The sequence below is a fragment of the Thermomonas carbonis genome (assembly GCF_014396975.1).
Lineage (GTDB): Bacteria > Pseudomonadota > Gammaproteobacteria > Xanthomonadales > Xanthomonadaceae > Thermomonas > Thermomonas carbonis.
The window spans coordinates 2,359,028-2,379,624 of sequence record NZ_CP060719.1 but is presented as its reverse complement, the minus strand read 5'-3'; the positions used below and the strand labels follow the sequence as shown (position 1 = coordinate 2,379,624).

Genomic DNA, 20,597 nt, shown 5'->3' with positions numbered 1-20,597 from the left:
GCGCGCGCCGCGCGTCAGTCACAACCGCCCACACGCACGAAATCGAGGTCCTCGTAGTCGGAGCTGAAGTCGCCGTCCGGGTCGATCTTGGCCATGCGCATGCGCGGGCCGCTGCTGCCTGCCGAGAACGCCACGAATGCATCCAGGTCCACCGACGGATCGTCCCAGTGCACGAGGTAACGACCATCGAGCTCGCCGACGCGGCCATGCATCTTCGGCGACTTCGCCGAGCGCCATTCGACCGCGCCATCGACATCGCACAGGCGCACCTCGCCGAACCACGGATCCCGCCACGTGCCCAGCCAGCCTGACAGTTGCGCGGGTGCGACCGGCGTGCGCTTCGCCACATCCGGCAATGGCGGCTTCCGCGTGGCTGTGGCATCGGGCGATGCCGGCTTCGCGATGTCATCGGCGTATCCGGTCACGCCAAGTGACTTTTCCGGTGCCGTGAACAGTTTCAGCAACACCTGCCCCAGCACCGTGCGCGCGTTGCTGCCATCGCCGTTGATCATGAACACGAAGCCCGACTTGCGATCCGGCACCAGCATCATCATCGAATACATGCCGCCCAGCGTGCCGGTGTGCGAGACCGTCCACGCGCCATCCACATCGGCCACGCGAAACCCGTAGGCATAGGCGTAGTAGTGGGTTTTGTCCCAGCGCTTGCGTTGCCCGGAGATCGGCATCGGCGTGCGCGCCTTCCACATCTCCGCGCGTTGGGCCTCGCCGAGCCACTGCTTCTGCGCATCGGTCGGCACCAGCCAGTTGTTCGCCCACGCCAGCATGTCGTCCAGGCCGCAGCGAATGCCACCCGCGGGTGCCGACGCGATCATCGGCACGACCGCGCCATCGCGGCGCATCGCTTCATTGCGATCACCGATACGCGTGTGCGGCTGGGCCACGCTGCCGGCATCGGCCAGCGAGAACTCGCCGACGCGGCATCCGGACAAGCCCAGCGGTTCGAACAGTTCGCGCCGCACCAGTTCCTCGAACGATGCACCACCTGCAGCAGCGGCCACTTCACCGGCCACCACGTACAGCAGGTTGTCGTAGGCATAACCCGCGCGGAAGCCGTAGGCCGGCTTGATGTGACGCAGGCCACGGACGATGTCGTCGCGGCTGAACAGGTTCGGTTCCGGCCACAGCATCAGGTCGCCGCCGCCTTCGGGCAGGCCGCTGTTGTGGACCAGCAGGTCGCTCACGGTCATGTGCTGGGTGACCCAGGGATCGTGCATCGCGAACTGCGGCAGGTGCTTGATGACCGGATCGTCCCAGCGCAACTTGCCCTGCTGGACCAGCCGCGCCAGCACCGCGCCGGTCATCGCCTTGCTGTTGGAGGCGATCTTGAACAGCGTCTTCGTGGTCACCGGATCGCCACTGCCGGCCACGGTTTCGCCATGGCCCCGCGCGTAGACGATCTTGCCGTCCTCGATCACGCCCACCGCGATACCGGGGAGTTTGTAGCGCTCGATGGTGGCGCGCACCGCGGCATCGATGGCTTGCGGCGTGGGGCCCGCAGCGGGCTGGGCCGCGTGCACGACCGGCATCGCGCAAACCAGCACGCATGCGGTCATCAGCGTGGTCACGCGCAGACCGCTACGCGGGGTTGCCCATGAACGTCGGAAGGCCTGTTGCATCTGCGTTCCCATGCGTTGGATGAGGAGGATCATCGCACCGGTCACTGCCTGCATGCTTGCCGGCATCGCGTCCCGCACCGTGCAAAAAATAGGCGGCCCGTGCGGGGCCGCCGGAGGTTAGTCCCGGAGGAGGAGGACTAGGGGTTCATCGAATCCTGACGCATCAGAAATCCCAAGTCAGGACCAGGTTCATGTAGCGCGGCGACTGCCAAGCGCGCGCCTGCCCAAAATACGGCATCGTGACGCCCGGCGCGCTCTCGTAACGGGAGTGCACGCGGGTCGCCGTCTCGCTGTTCAGCAGGTTGTACACCGAGAAACGCGCCTTCAAGTCGATGCCTTCGACCGGCAGCGTCCAGGTTACGTTGGCTCCGAGGTTGGTCACCCACGGCATCCGCCCAAACGCGCCATTCTCGGTGAAAACAAGTTCTCGATTGATGCTGGAGCAGTTGGCCACGCAGAGCCAGCCGGAACCGCCGCCGCTGCCCTCGCTGGGGCCACCCGCGCTCCGGTTATCGTTGGGCCAGCGCACGCCGAATGCGGTGATCGGGCCGCCCGAGTGCGCCGACAGGGTCGCGCCGAAGCTCCACATCTCGTTGAGCTTGAAGCTGCCGCGCAGCTTGATCTGGTGGGTGAAGTCATTGAACGTGACGCCGAAGCGCTCGTTCACCGCCGGGTGGTCGTAGTACTGCACCAGGTTGGTGTCGCCGTATCCCGTATCCGAGTTCACCGGGCCTTCCAGGTTGCCTTCGGACTTCGACCACAGATACGAGGCATTGAACGCCCACCTGTCGTCCCACGCCCGGTCGATCTGGAATTCCACGGCCTTGTAGGTGCGGCGGGGCTTCTTGTAACCCATCACGATGCCGCTGCCCGAAGTGATGTATCCATCCTCGGAATTGTCGAAGGTCACCCAGTCGTTGGTGTCCGGGCACCACAGGGTATTGGTCTCGCCGGGATTCAGGATCGGCCAGTCCCCCGAATACCACGGGCAACCTTCCACGTGGCGGATGCTGACGTCCTCCACTGCCCGGGTCATCTTGCGATAGGTCGCATTCACGCCCCAGGACCATTCCTGGTTGATCGCCTGCTGGAAGCCGATGATGAATTCGTCCTGGAAGACCTGCTTCAGATCCCTCGCCACAGCCGTCCGCACGTCCGTCGGGGCCGGCACGTTGCCCTCCGTGTTGACCGGACCAATCTGCGCACCGAGGATCGGGGACAGATAGGGGGCGCCGCTGATCGGGTGTTGTTTGGTCTCCCAGCCGTTGAACACGTAGTAGGTATGCTCGTCCGTGCTTCCGCCGCCGAAGTAGTCTGTCAGCTTGTTGGTCAGGGGCAGGTAATAGCGACCGGCGTTGCCGAACAACTTGGTGGTGCCGTCACCCTTGATGTCCCAACTGAACCCAAGGCGAGGCGAGATCATGTCCCCGAACCCCGCTTCGGCGAAGGTCGCACCCGAGGCCAGGGTATTCTTGAAGTTGTCGAAGCGCACGCCCAGGTTCAACAGCAGGTTGTCGGTGACGCTCCAACTGTCTTCGAGGTAGAACGCCTGCGCCCTGGTCGCGACCGGTGCCCCGGTGACGTAGTAACGGGCATCGACGATGGCCACCGCGCCAACCGGCACCGTCGCGTCGTTCGGGAGCAGTGCACCGGCGCTCAATCCCTGGATCGAGTAGCTGCGGCCGTCTCCAGGGTAGATCGTGGAGCTTGCCGAATCCATTTGCTCGTGGTCCAGGCCGAAGCGCAGGAGGTGGCTTCCGAGCGTCCATTCGAAGTCAAGGCGCGCCGCCTCGCGCTGGTCTTCGCGTCCATTGATGCTCGTGTTGTCGGAGTGGCAACCCGTGCGCGTTGCCGGGCGACCGAACTTGTTGGTGTAGTTGGTGGCCAGGCTCACGATGCTGCACAGCGGATCGGTCGGACTGCTGCCGCTGGAGCTGCGCTTGTTGACGCCATACATCGCCTTAGCGACGAAGTAATCAGTGAAATGGCCGGTATAGGTGACCGACCAGTTGTCGCCACCCGAACCGGCCGTGCTCTCGCCGTCTGCCTGGTCGAGAAAGGAGGTGTCCCAATCGTAAACGTGGGTAGTGGTGGTCGATTCCGCTTTGTCCGAGAACGCGAGGAACTCCAGCACGTGGTTGTCATTGAGGCGCCAGTCGATCTTGCCGCCCCAGAAGCCGTTGTCACCGCGGGTGATCCACGCCTGGGTGGTATCGATGTCCTTCGAATTGCTGTCGCGCTGCTCGTACATCGCGAAGAAGAACAATCGATCCTTCAGGATCGGACCGGACGCCCAGATATTGGTCTTGTAGAACGCGCTGTCGTCGCGGCTGGTGCGGTCCCGGGCAAGCAACTTTCCATCGCTGTAGTACCGGTCGCGCGGGGACTCCACCCATGCAGGAGGCTCGATCGTCACCTGGAGTCCGCCTTTGAAATCGTTGCCGCCGGAACGCGTAACCGCATTGATGACGCCACCGGTGCTGCGGCCGAACTCGGCCGAGTATCCACCGGTCTTGACCTGGAATTCCTGATAGAAATTGAACGGCACCGACGAAAAACCTTGGCGCAGGTACGGGTCGGTGACATTGAGGCCATTGATGTAGACAACGTTCTCCGCCACCGTTGAACCGCCGAAACTGAGCCCTCCGAACACCGAGGACGACTGCACACCGGGAGCAATCAGGGCCACTGCATTCAGGCCTTGGTCCACCGGCAGCCGCGCCAACTCCTCGCGATTGATGTTGGTGGCGCTTTCCGTCGAGTAGACATCCACGCGGTTGACCACGCGCGAACCGACCACCTCGACCGCGGCGAGGTTCGCGACGCCACCTGCACTGTCGAGGTTGACCGTAGTCGTACCGCCCAAAGATACGTTGAGGTTCACCGGCGTCCCCGACCCCGCCGTCAGCGTGTAGTCGCCGGGCGGCAACTGACCGATGCGATAGCTGCCATCGCTGTTGACGGTGACGCTGCGGCTGGCACCGGTGGCGGTATTGACGATGGTGATCTGGTCACCACTGTTGGCCCGCCCCGCCACCGCGCCGGTGGCGCTCTGCGCGAATGCAGGTGCGGCGACCAGCGACGCGAGGCAAAGCCCCATCGCGATGCTGAGGGCGGACTTGCGCAGGCTGCGTGGGGCGGTGCTCATGGACGTTCTCCGGGCGATGGCTGGAAAGGAAGGAGCGGGACGAGGGCGATGCGTGCGACTGGCCGATCGATGCGGCGCGCGGCGCGGCCGCCATCGCTAGGAGATGGCGTGCAGGCAATGGCGTGGCGTGCGTGCATCCGAAGCGTTCCCCAACGATCGGCGGTTCACTGGCTGTGTAGCACGCAGCGCAGGGCTGGTCAATAATTTATTCTTCCCGTATAACTTTCAGAATTAGCTATTCCTTGCCGTATCGCCGCCACACTGTGGCGACGCGCATCCGGCCGGGATCCGCATGGAGGGAATGCGATGACCGAACGCCCGCAACACCGGATGCCAGCGCCTGCGTGGCGCGCCCTGACACTCGCGCTGGCGCTGGCCTGCACGCCGGCGATGGCGCTGGATCGCGGCATCGCATCCACACCGTTGACGGTCCCGCTGAGTGGCGTCATCGGCATGCAGGACGCCTACTTCGCGCCGGAATTCTGGATCGCGCGCACGCAGGCACCAGACCAGGTGCTGATGACGCCCGCCGCGATCCAGGCGCGCAATGTGCGCCTGCTGCAGCTCGACGATTCGATGCATGACCTGGCGGCATTGCCGGTCACACTGGATCGCGCGCGCGTCGCCGGATGGATCGATGGCCTCGCCTCGCCACCGTCCAAACCGTTGTGGGACGAAGCCGGCAAACCGGTCGCCAAGGCGATCCTCGACGCGATCGTCGCAAGCCGCGCGATGGACACCATCCCCGCCAGCCAGCCGACGCGCTTCGGCATCGCCGTGCAGCGCACTGCCCTGCGGGCGTTCCCGACCGACTTGCGCGTATTCAATCGCCAGGGCGAAACCGACATCGACCGCTTCCAGGAAAGCGCGCTGTTCCCCGGCGATCCGGTGGCGATCGTGCATGCCAGCCGCGATGCGAAATGGTTGTTCGTGATCAGTGCGCGTTACGCCGCGTGGGTTGCCGCCGATGCCATCGCCGAGGGCGACCGTGCCAGTGCGCTCGGCTACGCCACGCGTGCACCGCATCGCATCGTCACCGGCGCCAAGCCGCGCACGGTCTTCACCCGCGAGGAACCGCGCCTGTCCGAACTGCAACTGGACATGGGCGTGCGCATCCCGCTGGCCAGCGTGCCGCAGGACAAGCCGGTGAACGGCCAGCATCCGTATGCGTCGTGGATCCTCGAGCTGCCGGTGCGTGGTGCCGATGGCCGGCTCGGCTTCGCGCCCGCACTGCTCCAGCGCAATGCCGATACGTCCGCCGACTACCTGCCGCTGACCCGCGCCAACCTGATCCGCCAATCGTTCAAGTTCCTCGGCGAGCGCTACGGCTGGGGGCATTCGTACAACGGCCGCGACTGCAGCGGCTTCGTGTCCGAGGTGTATCGCAGCATGGGCGTCGAGCTGCCGCGCAACACCAGTGATCAATCTGTCAGCCCGGCGTTCGACCGCATCCATTTCGAGGCCGATGCGACCCGCGCCGCGCGCATGGCCGCGGTCGATGCACTCGACGTGGGCGACCTGATCTATATCCCCGGCCACGTGATGATGTTCGCCGGACGCATCGACGGCATGCCGTGGGTGATCCACGACACCAACGGCGGCAGTTTCCTCGGCGCCGATGGCACACTGCGCGCCATGCAACTCAACGGCGTCTCGCTGACCCCGCTGGTCCCGCTGCGCTTCGGCAAGGACCACGACTACATCGACCGCATCACCAACATCGTCAGGATGACGCGCGACCCATGAAAATCACCGACATCCGCTTCGGCATGCTGCGCGTGCCGCTGAAGACCGCGTTCAAGACCGCGTTACGTACCGTCGAGCAGGTCGAGGACGTGGTGGTGATGATCCACACCGACACCGGTCACGTCGGCTACGGCAGCGCGCCGGCCACGGCGGTGATCACCGGCGACACCCACGGATCGATCATGCATGCGATCCGCCACTACATCGCGCCGCGGCTGGTCGGCCAGGAGATCGCCAACCTCAACCGCATCACCCATGCGGTGCAGGCCTCGATGGAAAAGAACACCAGCGCCAAGGCGGCGGTGGAGATCGCGGTGCACGATCTGTGGGGCCAGTTGTACGGTGCCCCGCTCTACCAGTTGCTGGGCGGCGGCGAGCCGGCGATCACCACCGACATCACGATCTCCGTCGACTACATCGACAAGATGGTGGCGGACTCGCTGGCGGCGGTGGACCGCGGCTTCGAGTCGCTGAAGATCAAGGTCGGCAAGGACATCGGCTTGGACATCGAACGCACCAAGGCGATCCATGCCGCGGTCGAGGGCCGTGCCCTGCTCCGGCTGGACGCCAACCAGGGCTGGACCGCCAAGCAGGCGGTGTATGCGTTGCAGACGCTGGAGGACGCAGGCGTGCGCCTGGAACTGGTCGAGCAGCCGGTCAAGGCGCACGACCTGGAAGGCCTGCGCTATGTCACCGAACGCGTGCACACGCCGGTGATGGCCGACGAAAGCGTGTTCGGGCCGATGGAAGTGATCGAACTGATCCGCATGCGCGCGGCCGACATCGTCAACATCAAGCTGATGAAGACCGGCGGCATCTCCAACGCGGTGAAGATCGCCGACATCTGCGGCCTGTACGGCGTGGACTGCATGATCGGCTGCATGCTGGAATCCAGCATCGGCGTGGCGGCGGCGGTGCACCTGGCGGTGGCCAAGTCCGACGTGATCAGCAAGGTCGACCTCGATGGACCTTCGCTGTGCCGCTTCGACCCGGTGAGCAGCGGCGTACTCTTCAACGAATCCGAGATCAGCATCACCGACGCACCCGGCCTGGGCATTCGCGCGATCGAGGGGCTGGTCGCCGTCGACGAACCGCTGGCCTGAGGCGCGCGCGATGTCGGCGCTGGTCAAGATACGCTCCGAGCGCGACCGCATGTCGGCGATCGAGCGCCGCATCGCCGACTTCGTGCTGGACAACGCGCACTTGATGCGCGACTACTCCTCGCAGCAACTGGCGAATGCGCTGGGGATCAGCCAGTCCAGCGTGGTCAAGTTCTGCCAGAAGCTGGGGTTCAAAGGCTATCCCGATCTCAAGCTGTCGATCAGCGAGGCGGTGGTGCGCGCCGACAACGGCAACGGCGGCGCGCCGTCGATGGCGAACGGCGAACTCCATGCCGAAACCATCGGTGCCGACCTGTGGCTGCGCAAGACCGAGGCAGAGGAAGCCACTCGGCTGATCAATCCGCCGGACGCGGTCGAAGCAGCGGCAGCGGCCATCGCGGCTGCCGGCAAGGTGTTCATCATCGGACTGGGCGACGACGACATCCATGCGCGCACGTTGGCGCTGCGGCTGTCGCTGCTCGGCATCCTCACCGTGCACAACTTCGACCCGGCGCACATGAGCACCAGCCTCTCCGCGACCAATGCCGGCGACGTGCTGCTGGTGTTTTCCGAACAGGGCATGCAGCCGGCGCTGTACCAGCTGTGCCGCTATGCAAGCGAGCAGCACGCGCTGGTGATCACGGTCACTCGCCACAGTTCCAATCCGCTGCGCGCGCATGCCGACCTGCCGCTGCTGGTCTCCGCGCACGATGAGCGTCCTCATATCGCGCCGCTGCTCTACCACTCCGCGCTGCAGCACCTGCTCGATCGGGTGTTTGCGGTGCTGTGCGAATCCGACCCGAAGCGGCGCGCACGCCTGCAGGCGAACCTCGAACGGATCCAGCCCATGGCAGGAGCGTGAGCGGATGACGCTGCCGGCCGTGTCGTGCATGCTTCGCCGAGTCCCTTCCTCCCTCATTGCCGAGACACCCTGCATGCCGATCCGCCGCGTCGCTGCCCTGCTCCTGACCACGATGTTGGCCGCGTGTGCGCATGCGCCGGCATCGACCAACGCGACGGCATGGTCCGACGCCGGCCAGCTGGTACTGGTCACCACCGCGGACTGGGACGCGACCACCGGCGAGCTGCGTCGCTTCGAACGCGACGGCACCGGTTGGCGTGAAGTGGGCGATGCAGCGCCGATCAGCGTGGGCCGCACCGGTACGGCGTGGGGGATCGGCCTCAATGACGCCCGCAGCGACGGCCCGGTCAAGCGCGAAGGCGATGGCAAGGCACCGGCCGGCGTGTTCGCGATCGGCACCGCCTTCGGCTATGCCGCGGACGCGAGGACAGGGCTGGACTACAAGGGCATGGGCTTCAACGACTGGTGCATCGATGTCCCTGAGTCGCCGATGTACAACCAGATCGTCGACCGCAGCGTCGCCAAGGCACCGGGCCTGGACAAGTCGAGCGAACCGATGCGCCTGGACCTGCATGCGAACGGCGACCAGCGCTACCGGCAGGGCTTCGTGATCGAACACAACGCTGGAGGCACCACCCCGCGCGGCGGCAGTTGCATCTTCGCGCACCTGTGGGGTTCGCCGGGCCAGGCCACCGCCGGCTGCACCGCGATGGCGCCGGAGACGATGCAGGCGATGCTCGGCTGGCTGGATCGCACGCGCAAGCCGGTGTTTGTGTTGCTGCCGCAGGCGCAGTACGCCGTGTTGAAACATGACTGGAACCTGCCGGAGATCGTGCGATGAGCCAGACCAAGCGTGTCCTGAGCGGCCTCGCGGCCGGTATCGTCGTCGGGATCCTGCTGGCGTGGCTGGATGCGTCGCTGGCGCTGCGGGTGGCCGACATCGTCGAGCCCTTCGGCAAGCTCTGGCTCAACGCCCTGCAGATGACCGTGGTGCCGCTGGTGCTGGCGCTGGTGATCGTCGGCGTGAACCAGGCCAGTGACGCCGCCCAGTCCGGTCGCGTCGCGCGGCGCTCGATCATCATCTTCGTCATATTGCTCACCGCCGCCGGCGCGATGGCCGCGCTGCTTGCCCCCCTCGCGCTGTCGCTGGTCACGCCGGATCCGGCGGTCGCCGCCGCGCTGGGCGGAAGCAGCGCGGAATTGCCCGCCACCACCGGCGGCTGGGCCAGTGCGCTGACCTCGATCGTGCCGAGCAATGCCGTTGCTGCAGCGGCCGCCGGCGCGATGCTGCCGCTGGTGACCTTCGCCCTGTTCTTCGGCTTCGCGCTGACCCGCATCGAGCCCGCGCGTCGCACCCAGGTCGTCGGTTTCTTCCAGGCGGTCAGCGACGCGATGATCGTGATCGTGCACTGGGTGCTGTGGGTCGCGCCGCTGGGCATCTTCGCGCTGGTGCTGGCGCTGTGCGCGCGCGCGGGGATCGGCATGCTGCAGGCGCTGGGCATCTACATCGTGCTGGAATGCGCGCTGTACCTGCTGGCAGTGGTGGTGCTGGTGACGATCGCGGTGGTCTTCGGCAAGCAGAACCCGGCCCACTTCCTGTCCGGCATCACACCCGTCATGGCGGTCGCGGCGAGCACGCAGTCCTCGCTGGCCACCCTGCCGGCGATGCTCGACAGCGCGCAGACAAGGCTTGGTTTCCCCGCCCGCATCGCCGGCCTGGTGCTGCCGATGGCGGTCTCGCTGTTCCGCATCACCTCGCCGATCCAGTACATCGCAACGGCGTGCTTCATCGCGTGGGCGCTCGGCATCGACCTCACCTTCGCCCAACTCGCCACCGGCGTGGCGCTGGCGGTGCTGGTCAGCATGGGCTCGGTCGGCCTGCCCGGCCAGGCGATCTTCCTGGCCACCAACCTTCCGGTCACCTCGGCAATGGGCCTGCCGATCGCCCCGCTGCCGGTGCTGATGGCGGTGGACGCGATCCCGGACGTGCTGGCCACTGTCGGCAACGTCACCGCCGACATGACCGCGACCGCGCTGGTGGCGTCGCAGGACGATGGCAAGGACGAACCGGTTCCACCCGCAACCACCGCTTGACACGCTCCGCTGCGCTGCAGCAGAGTCCAGCCCATGTCCCGCCGCATGACCACCATCACGACCATTACCACCGGCACTACGTGCTCGGTGCGGTCGGTCATGCCTGGATAACCCCATCCAATCACGGCCCCGCAGCGACAGCGGCGGGGCGACGATCCCCTCCCCTGCACGCCGCGGGCCTCCACCGGAGGTTTCATGCTTTCGTCGCAGGTTTCGCAATCCCCGTCGTGTCGCGCGCACAAGTTCGGCGGCAGTTCGCTGGCCGACGCCGGCCGCATCCGCCATGTCGCTTCGCTGATGCTCGATGCGGGCGAATCGCGCCAGGTCGTGGTGGTGTCGGCGATGCAGGGCACCACCAACGCGCTGATCGCGATGACCGCAGCGGCCGCGGCCGGCGAGGACTGGCAGTCGTCATGGTCGGCCTTGCGCGCGCAGCACGTCGATGCCGCCAGCGCCCTGATCGACGCACCCGCCGACTTGCATGCCTGGATCGACGCGCGTTTCGCCGATATCGGCGACCTGCTGCGCGCAGTCTCGTTGCTGCGCCAGCCCGGACGCGCGGCGCTGGACCGCATCCAGGGCATGGGCGAAGTGCTGTCGGCCACCCTGCTGGAGGCGCACCTGCGCGCGCGTGGCGCGGATTACGCGCTGCTCGATGCGCGCGACGTGCTGCTGGTCCGCCATGCCGAACTCGGAGCGGTGGTGGATTGGGAAGAAAGCGCGCGCCGGCTGGACGCGTGGCGCGCAGCCAATCCGCAATCGCGCGTGGTCGCCACCGGCTTCGTCGCCAGCGGCGAGGACGGCCTTCCCACTGTGCTCGGCCGCAACGGCAGCGATTTTTCAGGCGCGATCTTTGCGGCCTTGTTCGATGCCGCCGAACTGCACATCTGGTCGGATGTCGATGGCGTGCTCTCGGCGGATCCGCGACTGGTGCCGGAAGCGGTCTCGCTGGCGGCGATGAGCTATCGCGAGGCCTGTGAGTTGGCCTACTTCGGCGCGAAGGTGATCCATCCGCAGACAATGACCCCGGCAATCGCGCGCGGTCTGCCGATCCTGATGCGCAACACCTTCAAGCCCGAATTTCCCGGCACCCGCATCGATGCCGACGGCGACGGTGGCAGCAGCGGGCCGGTCAAAGGGCTGACGCTGGATCCCGGCCTCGCCCTGGTCAGCCTGGAAGGCGCGGGCCTGATCGGCGTGCCCGGCACTGCGGAGCGCGTGTTCGCTGCATTGCATGCGGCAAAAATATCGGTGGTGATGATTTCGCAAGGGTCGTCCGAGCATTCGATCTGCTCGGTGGTGCGCGAGCGCGATGTCGAAGCCGCGCGTCGCGCACTGCTTGATGCGTTCTCGCGCGAACTGGACGGGGGGCAAGTGCAGGGCGTGCAGGTCGTGCCCGGGATCAGCGTGCTGGCCGCGGTCGGCGACGGCATGGCCGGCAAGCCCGGCGTGGCCGCGCAACTGTTCGCTGCATTGGCGCGCGCACGGGTCAACATCCGCGCGATCGCCCAGGGCGCGTCCGAACGCAATATCTCGGTGGCGATCGCCGCCGAGGACGCGACCCGCGGATTGCGCGCCGCGCATGCCGCGTTCTGGCTGTCGCCGCAGACCCTGGCATTGGCGGTGATCGGGCCGGGCAAGGTCGGCGCTGCCCTGCTCGACCAGTTGCAGGCGGCGTTGCCGCGCTTGCGCGTGGAAGCCAACGTCGACCTGCGCCTGCGCGCACTGGCGACCAGCCGACGCATGTGGCTGTGCGACCACGGCGATCCGGCCGACTGGCGCGCGCGCATCGAGGAACCGCCGACCGAGGCCGACCTCGACGCAATCACCCGCCACTTGCTCGACAGCCACCTGCCGCATGCGGTGGTGATCGACTGCAGCGCCAGCGACAGCGTGGCCGCGCAGTACCCGGCGTGGTTGGCGGCCGGCATCCACGTGATCACCCCGAACAAGCACGCCGGTGCGGGTCCGCTGCCGCGCTATGCGGCCATCCGAGAGGCGCGCGCGCAATCCGGCGCGCGCTTCCGCTACGAGGCCACGGTGGGCGCAGGCTTGCCGGTGATCTCCACCCTGCGCGACCTGCTGGACACCGGCGACGAACTGGTCGCGGTGGACGGCATCCTCTCCGGCACGCTGGCCTGGCTGTTCAACAAATTCGATGGCAGCACCGCGTTCTCCGATCTCGTGCGCGAAGCGCATGCGCTGGGCTACACCGAACCCGACCCGCGCGATGACCTGTCCGGCATGGACGTGGCGCGCAAGCTGGTGATCCTCGGCCGCGAGGCCGGCGTATCGCTGTCGCTGGACGATGTCGAGGTCGAAAGCCTTGTCCCGACCGCGCTGCGCAATGCCGACCGCGACGCCTTCATGGCCGGACTGGAATCGCTCGACGCACCGATGCAGGCCGCGCTGGATGCCGCCCGCGCCAAGGGCTGCGTGCTGCGTTATGTCGCGCGGTTGCAGCGTGATGGCAATGCGTCGGTTGCGCTGCAGGAACTGCCCGCCGACCATGCCTTCGCCCACCTGCGCCTGACGGACAACTGCGTGCAATTCACCACTCGCCGCTATCGCGAAAATCCATTGGTCGTGCAAGGCCCGGGGCCGGCCCGGAGGTCACTGCCGCAGGCGTGTTCTCCGACCTGCTGCGCCTCGCGGCCGCGCTGGGAGCGCGCCTGTGAGTGCACGCAGCGAAGCACGAGCGTTCTCGCCCGGATCGGTCGGTAATGTCGGCGTCGGCTTCGACATCCTGGGCCACAGCATCGCCGGCATCGGCGATGTCGCCACCGTGCGCCGCATCGACGAACCAACCGTGCGCATTGCCGCGATCCGCGGCACGGTCACCGACCTGCCACTGGAGGCCGAGCGCAACACGGCTGGCGGCGCACTGATCTCATTGCGAAAAGCGCTGGCAATGCCGTTCGGCTTCGAGATCGAACTCGACAAGGGCATCCCGCTGGGCTCCGGGCTGGGCGGCTCGGCGGCGTCCTGCGTGGCTGCGCTGGTCGCGGCGAATGCACTGCTCGACGCACCACTCGATGCGCACGCGCTTTACCCGCACGCGATGGCCGGCGAAGCCATCGCCAGCGGCGGCCGGCACGGCGATAACGTCGGCCCGATGCTGCTCGGCGGGCTGGTGCTGGCGACAGCCGACAGACTGGTAAAGATCACGGTGCCGGCCGCGTGGCATGCCGTGGTGGTGCATCCGCATGCGGTGCTGGAAACGAGACATGCGCGCGCTGCACTCGCCGGTAGTTACGCACTGAAAGAGTTCGTGGCGCAGAGTGCACAGCTGGCGCAGGTCCTGTTGGGTTGCGAGCGCGGCGATGCATCGCTGGTCCGCGCCGGATTGGACGATGTGTTGGTGGAACCACGCCGCGCGCCGCTGATCGCAGGCTTCGCCGCCGTGAAACGCGCCGCGCTCGATGCCGGTGCGATGGGCGCCAGTATTTCCGGCGCAGGCCCGAGCGTGTTCGCCTGGTGCGAGGACGTAGCGACCGCGCAAGTGGCTGGCGATGCGATGTCAGCCGCGTTCGCGGCCGCCGGCTTCGACAGCGATCTGCACCTCACCCCGATCGGCGGACCCGCCGCGGAGGTGCTGGCATGAAGGTCGTGAGTACACGCGGCAACGCGCCCACGGTCGGCATCGCCGATGCCATCGCCGCCGGCCTCGCGCCCGATGGCGGCCTGTACATGCCGGAGGCGTGGCCCAGCTTCACGCCTGCCGATTTCGAAGGTGCCACCAGCACGGCCGATGTCGCCGCGCGGATGCTCGTGCCGTTCTTCGAGGGCGATGTGCTGGCGCCGGAACTGGCGCGGATCTGCGCCGAGGCCTTCGCCGTCGAACCACCGCTGCGCGGCTTCGGCAAGGACGGCGATTACGTGCTGGAGCTGTTCCATGGCCCCACCGCCGCCTTCAAGGATTACGGCGCGGCCTTCCTGGCCGGCTGCCTGTCGGCGTTGCCGCGCGACGGCGGCACGCCGCTGACCATCGTGGTCGCGACTTCGGGCGACACCGGCGCTGCCGTGGCCGGCGCATTCCACGGCCGCGCCGGGATCCGCGTGGCCATCTTGTATCCGGACGGCCGGGTGTCGCCGCGACAGGCGCACCAGTTGGGATGCTTCGGCGACAACATCCGCGCCTTCCGCGTCGACGGCAGCTTCGACGACTGCCAACGCATGGCCAAGTCGGTGCTGTCCGACGCCGCGTTCCGCGCCGAGGTGCCGCTGGGTTCGGCCAACAGCATCAGCCTGGGCCGATTGTTCCCGCAGGCCGCCTACTACGCACGCGCGGCGCTGCAACATTGGCGCGGCACCGGCCGCACGCTGAATTTCGTGGTGCCCACCGGCAACCTGGGCAATGCGCTGGCCTGCCTGCTGGCCAGGCGCATGGGCCTGCCGATCGGCGACATCGTGCTGGCCAGCAATGCCAATGCGGTGCTGCCGGCCTTCTTCGCCGGTGGCGACTACGCGCCCGGCCCCAGCATCGCCACCCTCGCCAACGCGATGGACGTCGGCGCACCCAGCAACTTCGAGCGCCTGCAATGGCTGTATCCCGATGCTGCCGAACTGCGCGGCGTGCTGCGCGCGGAGGCCGTGGACGACGACGCCATCCGCGCCGCCATCCTGCGCACCCGCGACCAGCGCGGCTACGTGGCCTGCCCGCACACCGCCTGCGCCGCCGAGGTACTCGACCGCCTGCGCACGCGCGGCCAAGCGGGCGACTGGGCAGTGGTGGCGACTGCGCATCCGGCCAAGTTCCCGGAGGTCGTGGAGCCGCTGCTGGGCGAGTCCGTGTCGCTGCCACCGGCCCTGCAGGCCATGCTTGATCGGCCCAGCCACGCGCAACCGCTGGCTGACGATGGCGACGCCCTGCGCGATCTGCTCATGCATGGCTGAGGCGGTTCGGGCATTCCGCAAAGATCGCCAGGTCGAATCGCCAATGCAGCCGTCGCATTGGCCGAAACCGCGGCCGGCTGCGATAATCGTCACGCTTTGGCCCCGTAGCTCAGCTGGATAGAGCGGTCCCCTCCTAAGGGACAGGTCGTGCGTTCGAATCGCGCCGGGGTCACCACCTTCCCTACCGCGCCCCCGGCTTCCCGTGGGCGTGGCCGCATTGGTTCCAGGAGTTCCGCATGTCCCACCCCGTCCTTACCGCGCTCGGCCTGCAGGCCGTCGAATCCGGCACCTACCTTGGCCATGGCGAATGGTCGAAGACCAACGACGCCGGCGTGATCGAGCCGGTCAACCCGACCACCGGCGACGTGCTCGGCCGGGTGCATGCGTCCTCGAAGGCCGACTACGACCTGATCGTCGAGCGCGCCCAGGCTGCCTTCAAAGTCTGGCGCACCACTCCCGCCCCGCGCCGCGGCGAGGCGATCCGCCTGTGCGCCGACGCGCTGCGCGTGCACAAGGACGCACTGGGGTCGCTGGTCGCGCTGGAGATGGGCAAGTCGAAGCCGGAAGGCGACGGCGAAGTGCAGGAAATGATCGACATCGGCGAGTTCTCCGTCGGCCTGTCGCGGCAGCTGTACGGCCTGACCATGCACAGCGAGCGTCCGGGCCACCGCATGTACGAGCAGTGGCACCCGATCGGCATCGTCGGGATCATCAGCGCGTTCAATTTCCCGGTCGCGGTGTGGGCGTGGAATGCGTTCGTGGCGGCGGTGTGCGGCGACATCAGCATCTGGAAGCCGTCGCCGAAGACACCGCTGTCGGCGATCGCGTCGATGAAGATCTGCAACGAGGCACTGGCCAAGGCCGGCTTCCCGGACATCTTCTTCCTGTTCAACGACGCCGGCAGCGACTTGGCGCAGGCGTTCGTGGACGACAAGCACGTGCCGCTGATCAGCTTCACCGGCAGCACCAAGGTCGGCCGCCTGGTCGGCGAGCGCGTCGCCCGCCGCATGGGCCGCAGCCTGCTGGAACTGGGCGGCAACAACGCGATCATCGTCGACGAGACCGCCGACCTGAAGCTGGCGATCCCGGCGATCGCGTTCGGCGCGGTCGGCACCGCCGGACAGCGCTGCACCACTACGCGCCGCCTGATCGTGCATGAATCGATCTACGACGACGTGCTGGCCAAGCTGATCGCCGCCTACAAGCAGGTCGAGAAGAAGATCGGCGACCCGACCGACCCGGCCAACCTGATGGGCCCGCTCAACAGCAAGGACGGCGTGGATGCCTACCTCGACTCGATCGCCAAGGCCAAGGCCGCCGGCGGCACCGTCGAGACCGGTGGCGAAGCGATCGACCGCCCGGGCAACTTCGTGCTGCCCGCCATCGTCACCGGCCTGACCAACGAAGCCGAGATCGTCCAGCACGAGACCTTCGCGCCGATCCTGTACGTGATGAAGTACCGCGAGCTCGAAGACGCCATCGACATGCAGAACGCGGTGCCGCAGGGCCTGAGCTCGTCGATCTTCACCACCAACCTCAAGCGCGCGGAGCAGTTCCTCGCCGCCTGGGGTTCGGATTGCGGCATCGCCAACGTCAACATCGGCACCAGCGGTGCGGAAATCGGCGGCGCGTTCGGCGGCGAGAAGGAAACCGGCGGTGGCCGCGAGTCCGGCAGCGATGCATGGAAGGCGTACATGCGCCGGCAGACCAATACCATCAACTACTCCGACTCCCTGCCGCTGGCGCAGGGCATCAAGTTCGACCTCTGAGGACGCGCGATGAATGCCATGACCCGCCAGACCAGTACCCTCGCCATCGTCAGCCTTGTCGCCGGCATCCTCGGCTGGACCGTGGTGCCGTTCTTCGGCAGCCTGGCCGCGGTGATCTGCGGGCACATGGCGCGCAAGGAAATCCGCCTGGCACCCGACCGTCTGGAAGGCGACGGCCTGGCGGTCGCCGGCCTGGTGCTGGGCTACCTGGCGATCGCAATGGCGGTGCTGGCCGTGATCGCTGTCCTGCTGTTCTTCGGCGGCCTGGCCACCTTCCTCGCGTTCGCCGCAAGCACCAACTGACGCCTTGTACGCGCTGTCCCGCCCGTTCCTGTTCGCCTTCGATGCCGAGCGTGCGCACGGCCTCGGGCTGGCGTCGCTGGAGGCGGCCTACCGCAGCGGCCTGAATCCGCTGATCGCGAAGCAGCCGAAACCGCTGCCGACCAAGGCGTTCGGGCTGACCTTCCCGAACCCGGTCGGACTGGCGGCCGGGCTGGACAAGAACGGCGCGCATATCGACGCACTGCTGGCGCTGGGCTTCGGCTTCATCGAGGTCGGCACGGTCACCCCGCGCCCGCAGCCCGGCAACCCGAAACCGCGCATGTTCCGCCTGCCCCGGCAGGAAGCGGTGATCAATCGCCTCGGCTTCAACAACGAAGGCGTGGACGCACTGGTTCGCAATGTCGAGCGCGCGCGTCGCATCGGCGGACTGCTCGGCATCAACATCGGCAAGAACAAGGACACGCCCAACGAGTCGGCGGAAGACGATTACCTGCACTGCCTGCGCAAGGTGTATGCGCTGGCGGATTACGTGACCGTCAACATTTCCTCGCCGAATACCGCCGGCCTGCGCGAACTGCAGGAAGAACAGGCCCTGCGTCGCTTGGTCAGCGTGTTGCGCGACGAGCAGGAAAAGCTCGCCGGCCAGCATGGCAAGCGCGTGCCGATGCTGGTGAAGATCGCGCCCGACCTGTCCGAAAGCGACATCGATGCCGCAGGCCGCGTGCTCGGCGATCTGGCCGTGGACGGCGTCATCGCCAGCAATACCACCATCGCCCGCGAGGGTGTGGAAGGCGCACGCTTCGCCGATGAAGTGGGCGGTCTGTCCGGCGCGCCGTTGCTGGGCAAGTCCACTGCGGTGCTGCGGATGTTGCGCACGCGCCTGCCGGAATCGATCCCGCTGGTCGGCGTCGGCGGCATCCTGCATGGTGCCGACGCCGCGACCAAGCAGGCCGCCGGCGCGTTGCTGGTGCAGGTCTATACCGGACTGGTCTATCGCGGTCCGGCGCTGATCGGCGAATGCGTGGATGCGTTGCGTCGTCGCAAGGAAGCGCCCAGCAGCACGCCCATGCCGCTGGCATGACCGCCGGCTATCGCATCGTTGAGAACGCGCGGCTCGACGCGCGCAATACCTTTGGCGTGGCCGCACGCGCGCCGATGCTGGTGGAAGTGACGGATACCGCCGCGCTGCCGGAACTGTTCGGCTACGCGATGCTGCGCGACGGCCCGGTGTTGGTCCTCGGCGGCGGCAGCAACCTGCTGTTCGCCGGCGATCCGGCAGGCGCGGTGCTCGCGCTGTCGTCGCAACGCATCGAGATCCTCAATGAGCATGCCGATGTGTGCATCGTCCGCGCCGATGCCGGCGTGGGCTGGCACGATTTCGTGCTGTGGACGCTGGGCCAAGGCCTGTGCGGGCTGGAAAACCTGGCGCTGATCCCGGGCACGGTGGGTGCCGCGCCGATCCAGAACATCGGTGCCTACGGCGTGGAAGTGCGCGAGCGCATCCGCGCGGTGCACGCCTTCGACCGCCGCGATGGCGGCTTCGTGCGCATCGACGCCGGCGACTGCGCGTTCGCCTATCGCGACAGCCTGTTCAAGCACGACCCGGATCGCTACGTGGTTACCAACGTCGAGTTCGCCCTGCCGCGCACGCCGGAATTGCGCCTGGACTACGCCGGGATCGGCGAAGAACTGCAGGCGATGGGCATCGATGGCACGCCGCGCGCTTCGCAGGTCGCCGAAGCTGTCATCCGCATCCGCCAGCGCAAGCTGCCGGATCCGGCGCTGCTGGGCAATGCCGGCAGCTTCTTCAAGAACCCGATCGTGCCGGCAGGGATTGCGGAGACGCTGCAGTACGAACATCCGGGCATGCCGATGTTCCGCGGCAGCAGCGATGACACCCGCAAGCTCTCCGCCGCCTGGCTGATTGACCAGTGCGGCTGGAAGGGGCATCGCGACGGCGATGCCGGCGTCTCCGCCGAACATGCGCTGGTGCTGGTCAACCATGGCCAGGCGACCGGCCTGCAGTTGCTCGACCTTGCGCGCAGGATCGCGGCATCGGTGCAGGCGCGCTTCGGCATCGCCATCGAACCGGAGCCGCGCATCATCGGCGCGACGTGGTGAGCAAGCCCGCACGGACGCCGCACCTGCGCGCCGCGTTGTTGATGCTCGCCAGCACGGTCGCGTTCGGGCTGATGGCGCTGTGCATCCGCCTGGCCTCGCAGACCGAGCCGACCTGGGAAGTGGCGTTCTTCCGCAACGCCTTCGGCTTCGTCGCCTTGCTGCCGGTGCTGGCGATGCCGCTGCTGCGCAGCCCGCGGCCACTAGCCCAATTCACCGCGAACGTGCGCACCGATCAGTTGCCGCGGTACTTCATTCGCTGCGCGATCGGCATCGTCAGCATGTATTGCGGGTTCTGGGCAATCGGCAACCTGCCGCTGGCGCAGGCGATCTCGCTGGCGTATTCGTCGCCGATCTTCATCACCATCGCCGCCGCGTTGTGGCTGGGCGAACACGTGCGCCTGCGGCGCTGGCTCGCGGTCGCGGCGGGCTTCATCGGCGTGCTGGTGATCGTGCGGCCGTGGTCGCAGGCGTTCACGACCGGCTCTCTTGTCGCGGTGGCCGCGGCGATGATGAACGCACTGGTCGCGATCCAGATCAAGCAGCTGTCGCGCGTGGACAAGGCGGACACCATCGTGTTCTGGACCTACATCCTGTGGGTGCCGATGTCGCTGATTCCCGCGCTGTTCGTCTGGCACCCGCCGCAAGGCATCACCTGGTTGTGGCTGGTCTTGTGCGGAGTGCTCGGCACGCTTGGCCAGTTGCTGTGGACGCGCGCGCTCAAGCTCGGCGAAGTATCCGCACTCACCCCGATCAGCTTCGTGCAATTGCCGATCGTGACGCTTGCCGGCTGGCTGCTGTTCGCCGAACGCGTGGATGCGATGACGATCCTCGGTGCCGCGATCATCCTGTCGGCGACGTTCTACATCGCCCATCGCGAGGCCGTGCTGGCGCGCCGGGCCGCATCGCAGGCACCGAGCGAGGCCGCGGTTCCCGGCGAGTGAC

At 67.2% G+C, this 20,597-nt stretch carries 14 protein-coding genes, 1 tRNA gene and 1 pseudogene; 14 read left to right on the top strand and 2 right to left on the bottom strand.

Features of this window, described 5'->3' with window-relative positions:
- Nucleotides 1–14 precede the first annotated feature (14 nt).
- Nucleotides 15–1,670: a serine hydrolase gene (locus H9L16_RS10980; RefSeq protein WP_233449386.1), complete on the bottom strand. Its 1,656-nt coding sequence runs from the start codon at nt 1,668–1,670 to the stop codon at nt 15–17.
- 130 nt (nt 1,671–1,800) lie between these two features.
- Entirely contained in the window at nt 1,801–4,785 is a 2,985-nt protein-coding gene (locus H9L16_RS10975; protein WP_187551733.1) for a TonB-dependent receptor, read from the bottom strand.
- A 306-nt stretch (nt 4,786–5,091) separates the two neighbouring features.
- Here H9L16_RS10975 and H9L16_RS10970 point away from each other — a divergent pair, with 306 nt between their 5' ends.
- The 14 genes and pseudogenes from H9L16_RS10970 (at nt 5,092) to H9L16_RS10905 (ending at nt 20,596) form a co-directional block, all read left to right on the top strand.
- Nucleotides 5,092–6,531 (top strand): SH3 domain-containing protein, encoded by a 1,440-nt coding sequence (locus H9L16_RS10970; protein ID WP_229796595.1) that lies wholly within the window; start codon nt 5,092–5,094, stop codon nt 6,529–6,531.
- Complete coding sequence (locus tag H9L16_RS10965; protein ID WP_187551732.1) at nt 6,528–7,634, top strand: dipeptide epimerase; 1,107 nt, start codon at nt 6,528–6,530, stop codon at nt 7,632–7,634. The genes H9L16_RS10970 and H9L16_RS10965 overlap by 4 nt, the downstream gene beginning before the upstream one ends.
- Nucleotides 7,635–7,644: 10 nt before the next feature.
- Nucleotides 7,645–8,493, top strand: a complete 849-nt coding sequence (locus H9L16_RS10960) for a MurR/RpiR family transcriptional regulator (RefSeq protein ID WP_187551731.1) — start codon at nt 7,645–7,647, stop codon at nt 8,491–8,493.
- 73 nt (nt 8,494–8,566) lie between these two features.
- A complete protein-coding gene (locus H9L16_RS10955; RefSeq protein WP_229796596.1) occupies nt 8,567–9,334 on the top strand; it encodes a L,D-transpeptidase family protein in 768 nt (255 codons plus the stop codon).
- Nucleotides 9,331–10,587, top strand: coding sequence for a dicarboxylate/amino acid:cation symporter (locus tag H9L16_RS10950; protein ID WP_187551730.1), 1,257 nt, complete (start codon nt 9,331–9,333; stop codon nt 10,585–10,587). Before H9L16_RS10955 ends, H9L16_RS10950 begins: the two co-directional genes overlap by 4 nt.
- Nucleotides 10,588–10,782: 195 nt before the next feature.
- Nucleotides 10,783–13,265, top strand: a pseudogene (gene thrA / locus H9L16_RS10945) (bifunctional aspartate kinase/homoserine dehydrogenase I).
- Nucleotides 13,262–14,191, top strand: a complete 930-nt coding sequence (locus H9L16_RS10940; protein ID WP_187551729.1) for a homoserine kinase — start codon at nt 13,262–13,264, stop codon at nt 14,189–14,191. The pseudogene thrA and the gene H9L16_RS10940 overlap by 4 nt, the downstream one beginning before the upstream one ends.
- A complete protein-coding gene (gene thrC / locus H9L16_RS10935; protein ID WP_187551728.1) occupies nt 14,188–15,483 on the top strand; it encodes a threonine synthase in 1,296 nt (431 codons plus the stop codon). Before H9L16_RS10940 ends, thrC begins: the two co-directional genes overlap by 4 nt.
- Before the next feature lie 98 nt (nt 15,484–15,581).
- Nucleotides 15,582–15,658 (top strand) — tRNA-Arg (locus tag H9L16_RS10930).
- A gap of 61 nt (nt 15,659–15,719) precedes the next feature.
- Nucleotides 15,720–17,252, top strand: a complete 1,533-nt coding sequence (amaB, locus tag H9L16_RS10925; RefSeq protein ID WP_187551727.1) for an L-piperidine-6-carboxylate dehydrogenase — start codon at nt 15,720–15,722, stop codon at nt 17,250–17,252.
- 9 nt (nt 17,253–17,261) lie between these two features.
- Entirely contained in the window at nt 17,262–17,555 is a 294-nt protein-coding gene (locus tag H9L16_RS10920) for a DUF4190 domain-containing protein (RefSeq protein WP_187551726.1), read from the top strand.
- Between the two features lie 4 nt (nt 17,556–17,559).
- Entirely contained in the window at nt 17,560–18,615 is a 1,056-nt protein-coding gene (locus H9L16_RS10915) for a quinone-dependent dihydroorotate dehydrogenase (protein WP_187551725.1), read from the top strand.
- Nucleotides 18,612–19,655 (top strand): UDP-N-acetylmuramate dehydrogenase, encoded by a 1,044-nt coding sequence (murB, locus tag H9L16_RS10910; protein ID WP_187551724.1) that lies wholly within the window; start codon nt 18,612–18,614, stop codon nt 19,653–19,655. Before H9L16_RS10915 ends, murB begins: the two co-directional genes overlap by 4 nt.
- A 41-nt stretch (nt 19,656–19,696) precedes the next feature.
- Nucleotides 19,697–20,596, top strand: a complete 900-nt coding sequence (locus H9L16_RS10905) for a DMT family transporter (RefSeq protein ID WP_187554153.1) — start codon at nt 19,697–19,699, stop codon at nt 20,594–20,596.
- Nucleotide 20,597 lies beyond the last annotated feature (1 nt).

What these genes read in the sequence shown, in the direction of transcription:
- H9L16_RS10905 (WP_187554153.1), top strand. Translation starts at nt 19,697, where the DNA reads ATGCTCGCCAGCACGGTCGCGTTCGGGCTGATGGCGCTGTGCATCCGC.
- H9L16_RS10980 (WP_233449386.1), bottom strand. Translation starts at nt 1,670, where the DNA reads ATGATCCTCCTCATCCAACGCATGGGAACGCAGATGCAACAGGCCTTC.
- amaB (WP_187551727.1), top strand. Translation starts at nt 15,720, where the DNA reads ATGTCCCACCCCGTCCTTACCGCGCTCGGCCTGCAGGCCGTCGAATCC.
- H9L16_RS10955 (WP_229796596.1), top strand. Translation starts at nt 8,567, where the DNA reads ATGCCGATCCGCCGCGTCGCTGCCCTGCTCCTGACCACGATGTTGGCC.
- H9L16_RS10920 (WP_187551726.1), top strand. Translation starts at nt 17,262, where the DNA reads ATGAATGCCATGACCCGCCAGACCAGTACCCTCGCCATCGTCAGCCTT.
- H9L16_RS10960 (WP_187551731.1), top strand. Translation starts at nt 7,645, where the DNA reads ATGTCGGCGCTGGTCAAGATACGCTCCGAGCGCGACCGCATGTCGGCG.
- H9L16_RS10970 (WP_229796595.1), top strand. Translation starts at nt 5,092, where the DNA reads ATGACCGAACGCCCGCAACACCGGATGCCAGCGCCTGCGTGGCGCGCC.
- H9L16_RS10965 (WP_187551732.1), top strand. Translation starts at nt 6,528, where the DNA reads ATGAAAATCACCGACATCCGCTTCGGCATGCTGCGCGTGCCGCTGAAG.
- H9L16_RS10950 (WP_187551730.1), top strand. Translation starts at nt 9,331, where the DNA reads ATGAGCCAGACCAAGCGTGTCCTGAGCGGCCTCGCGGCCGGTATCGTC.
- thrC (WP_187551728.1), top strand. Translation starts at nt 14,188, where the DNA reads ATGAAGGTCGTGAGTACACGCGGCAACGCGCCCACGGTCGGCATCGCC.
- H9L16_RS10975 (WP_187551733.1), bottom strand. Translation starts at nt 4,785, where the DNA reads ATGAGCACCGCCCCACGCAGCCTGCGCAAGTCCGCCCTCAGCATCGCG.
- murB (WP_187551724.1), top strand. Translation starts at nt 18,612, where the DNA reads ATGACCGCCGGCTATCGCATCGTTGAGAACGCGCGGCTCGACGCGCGC.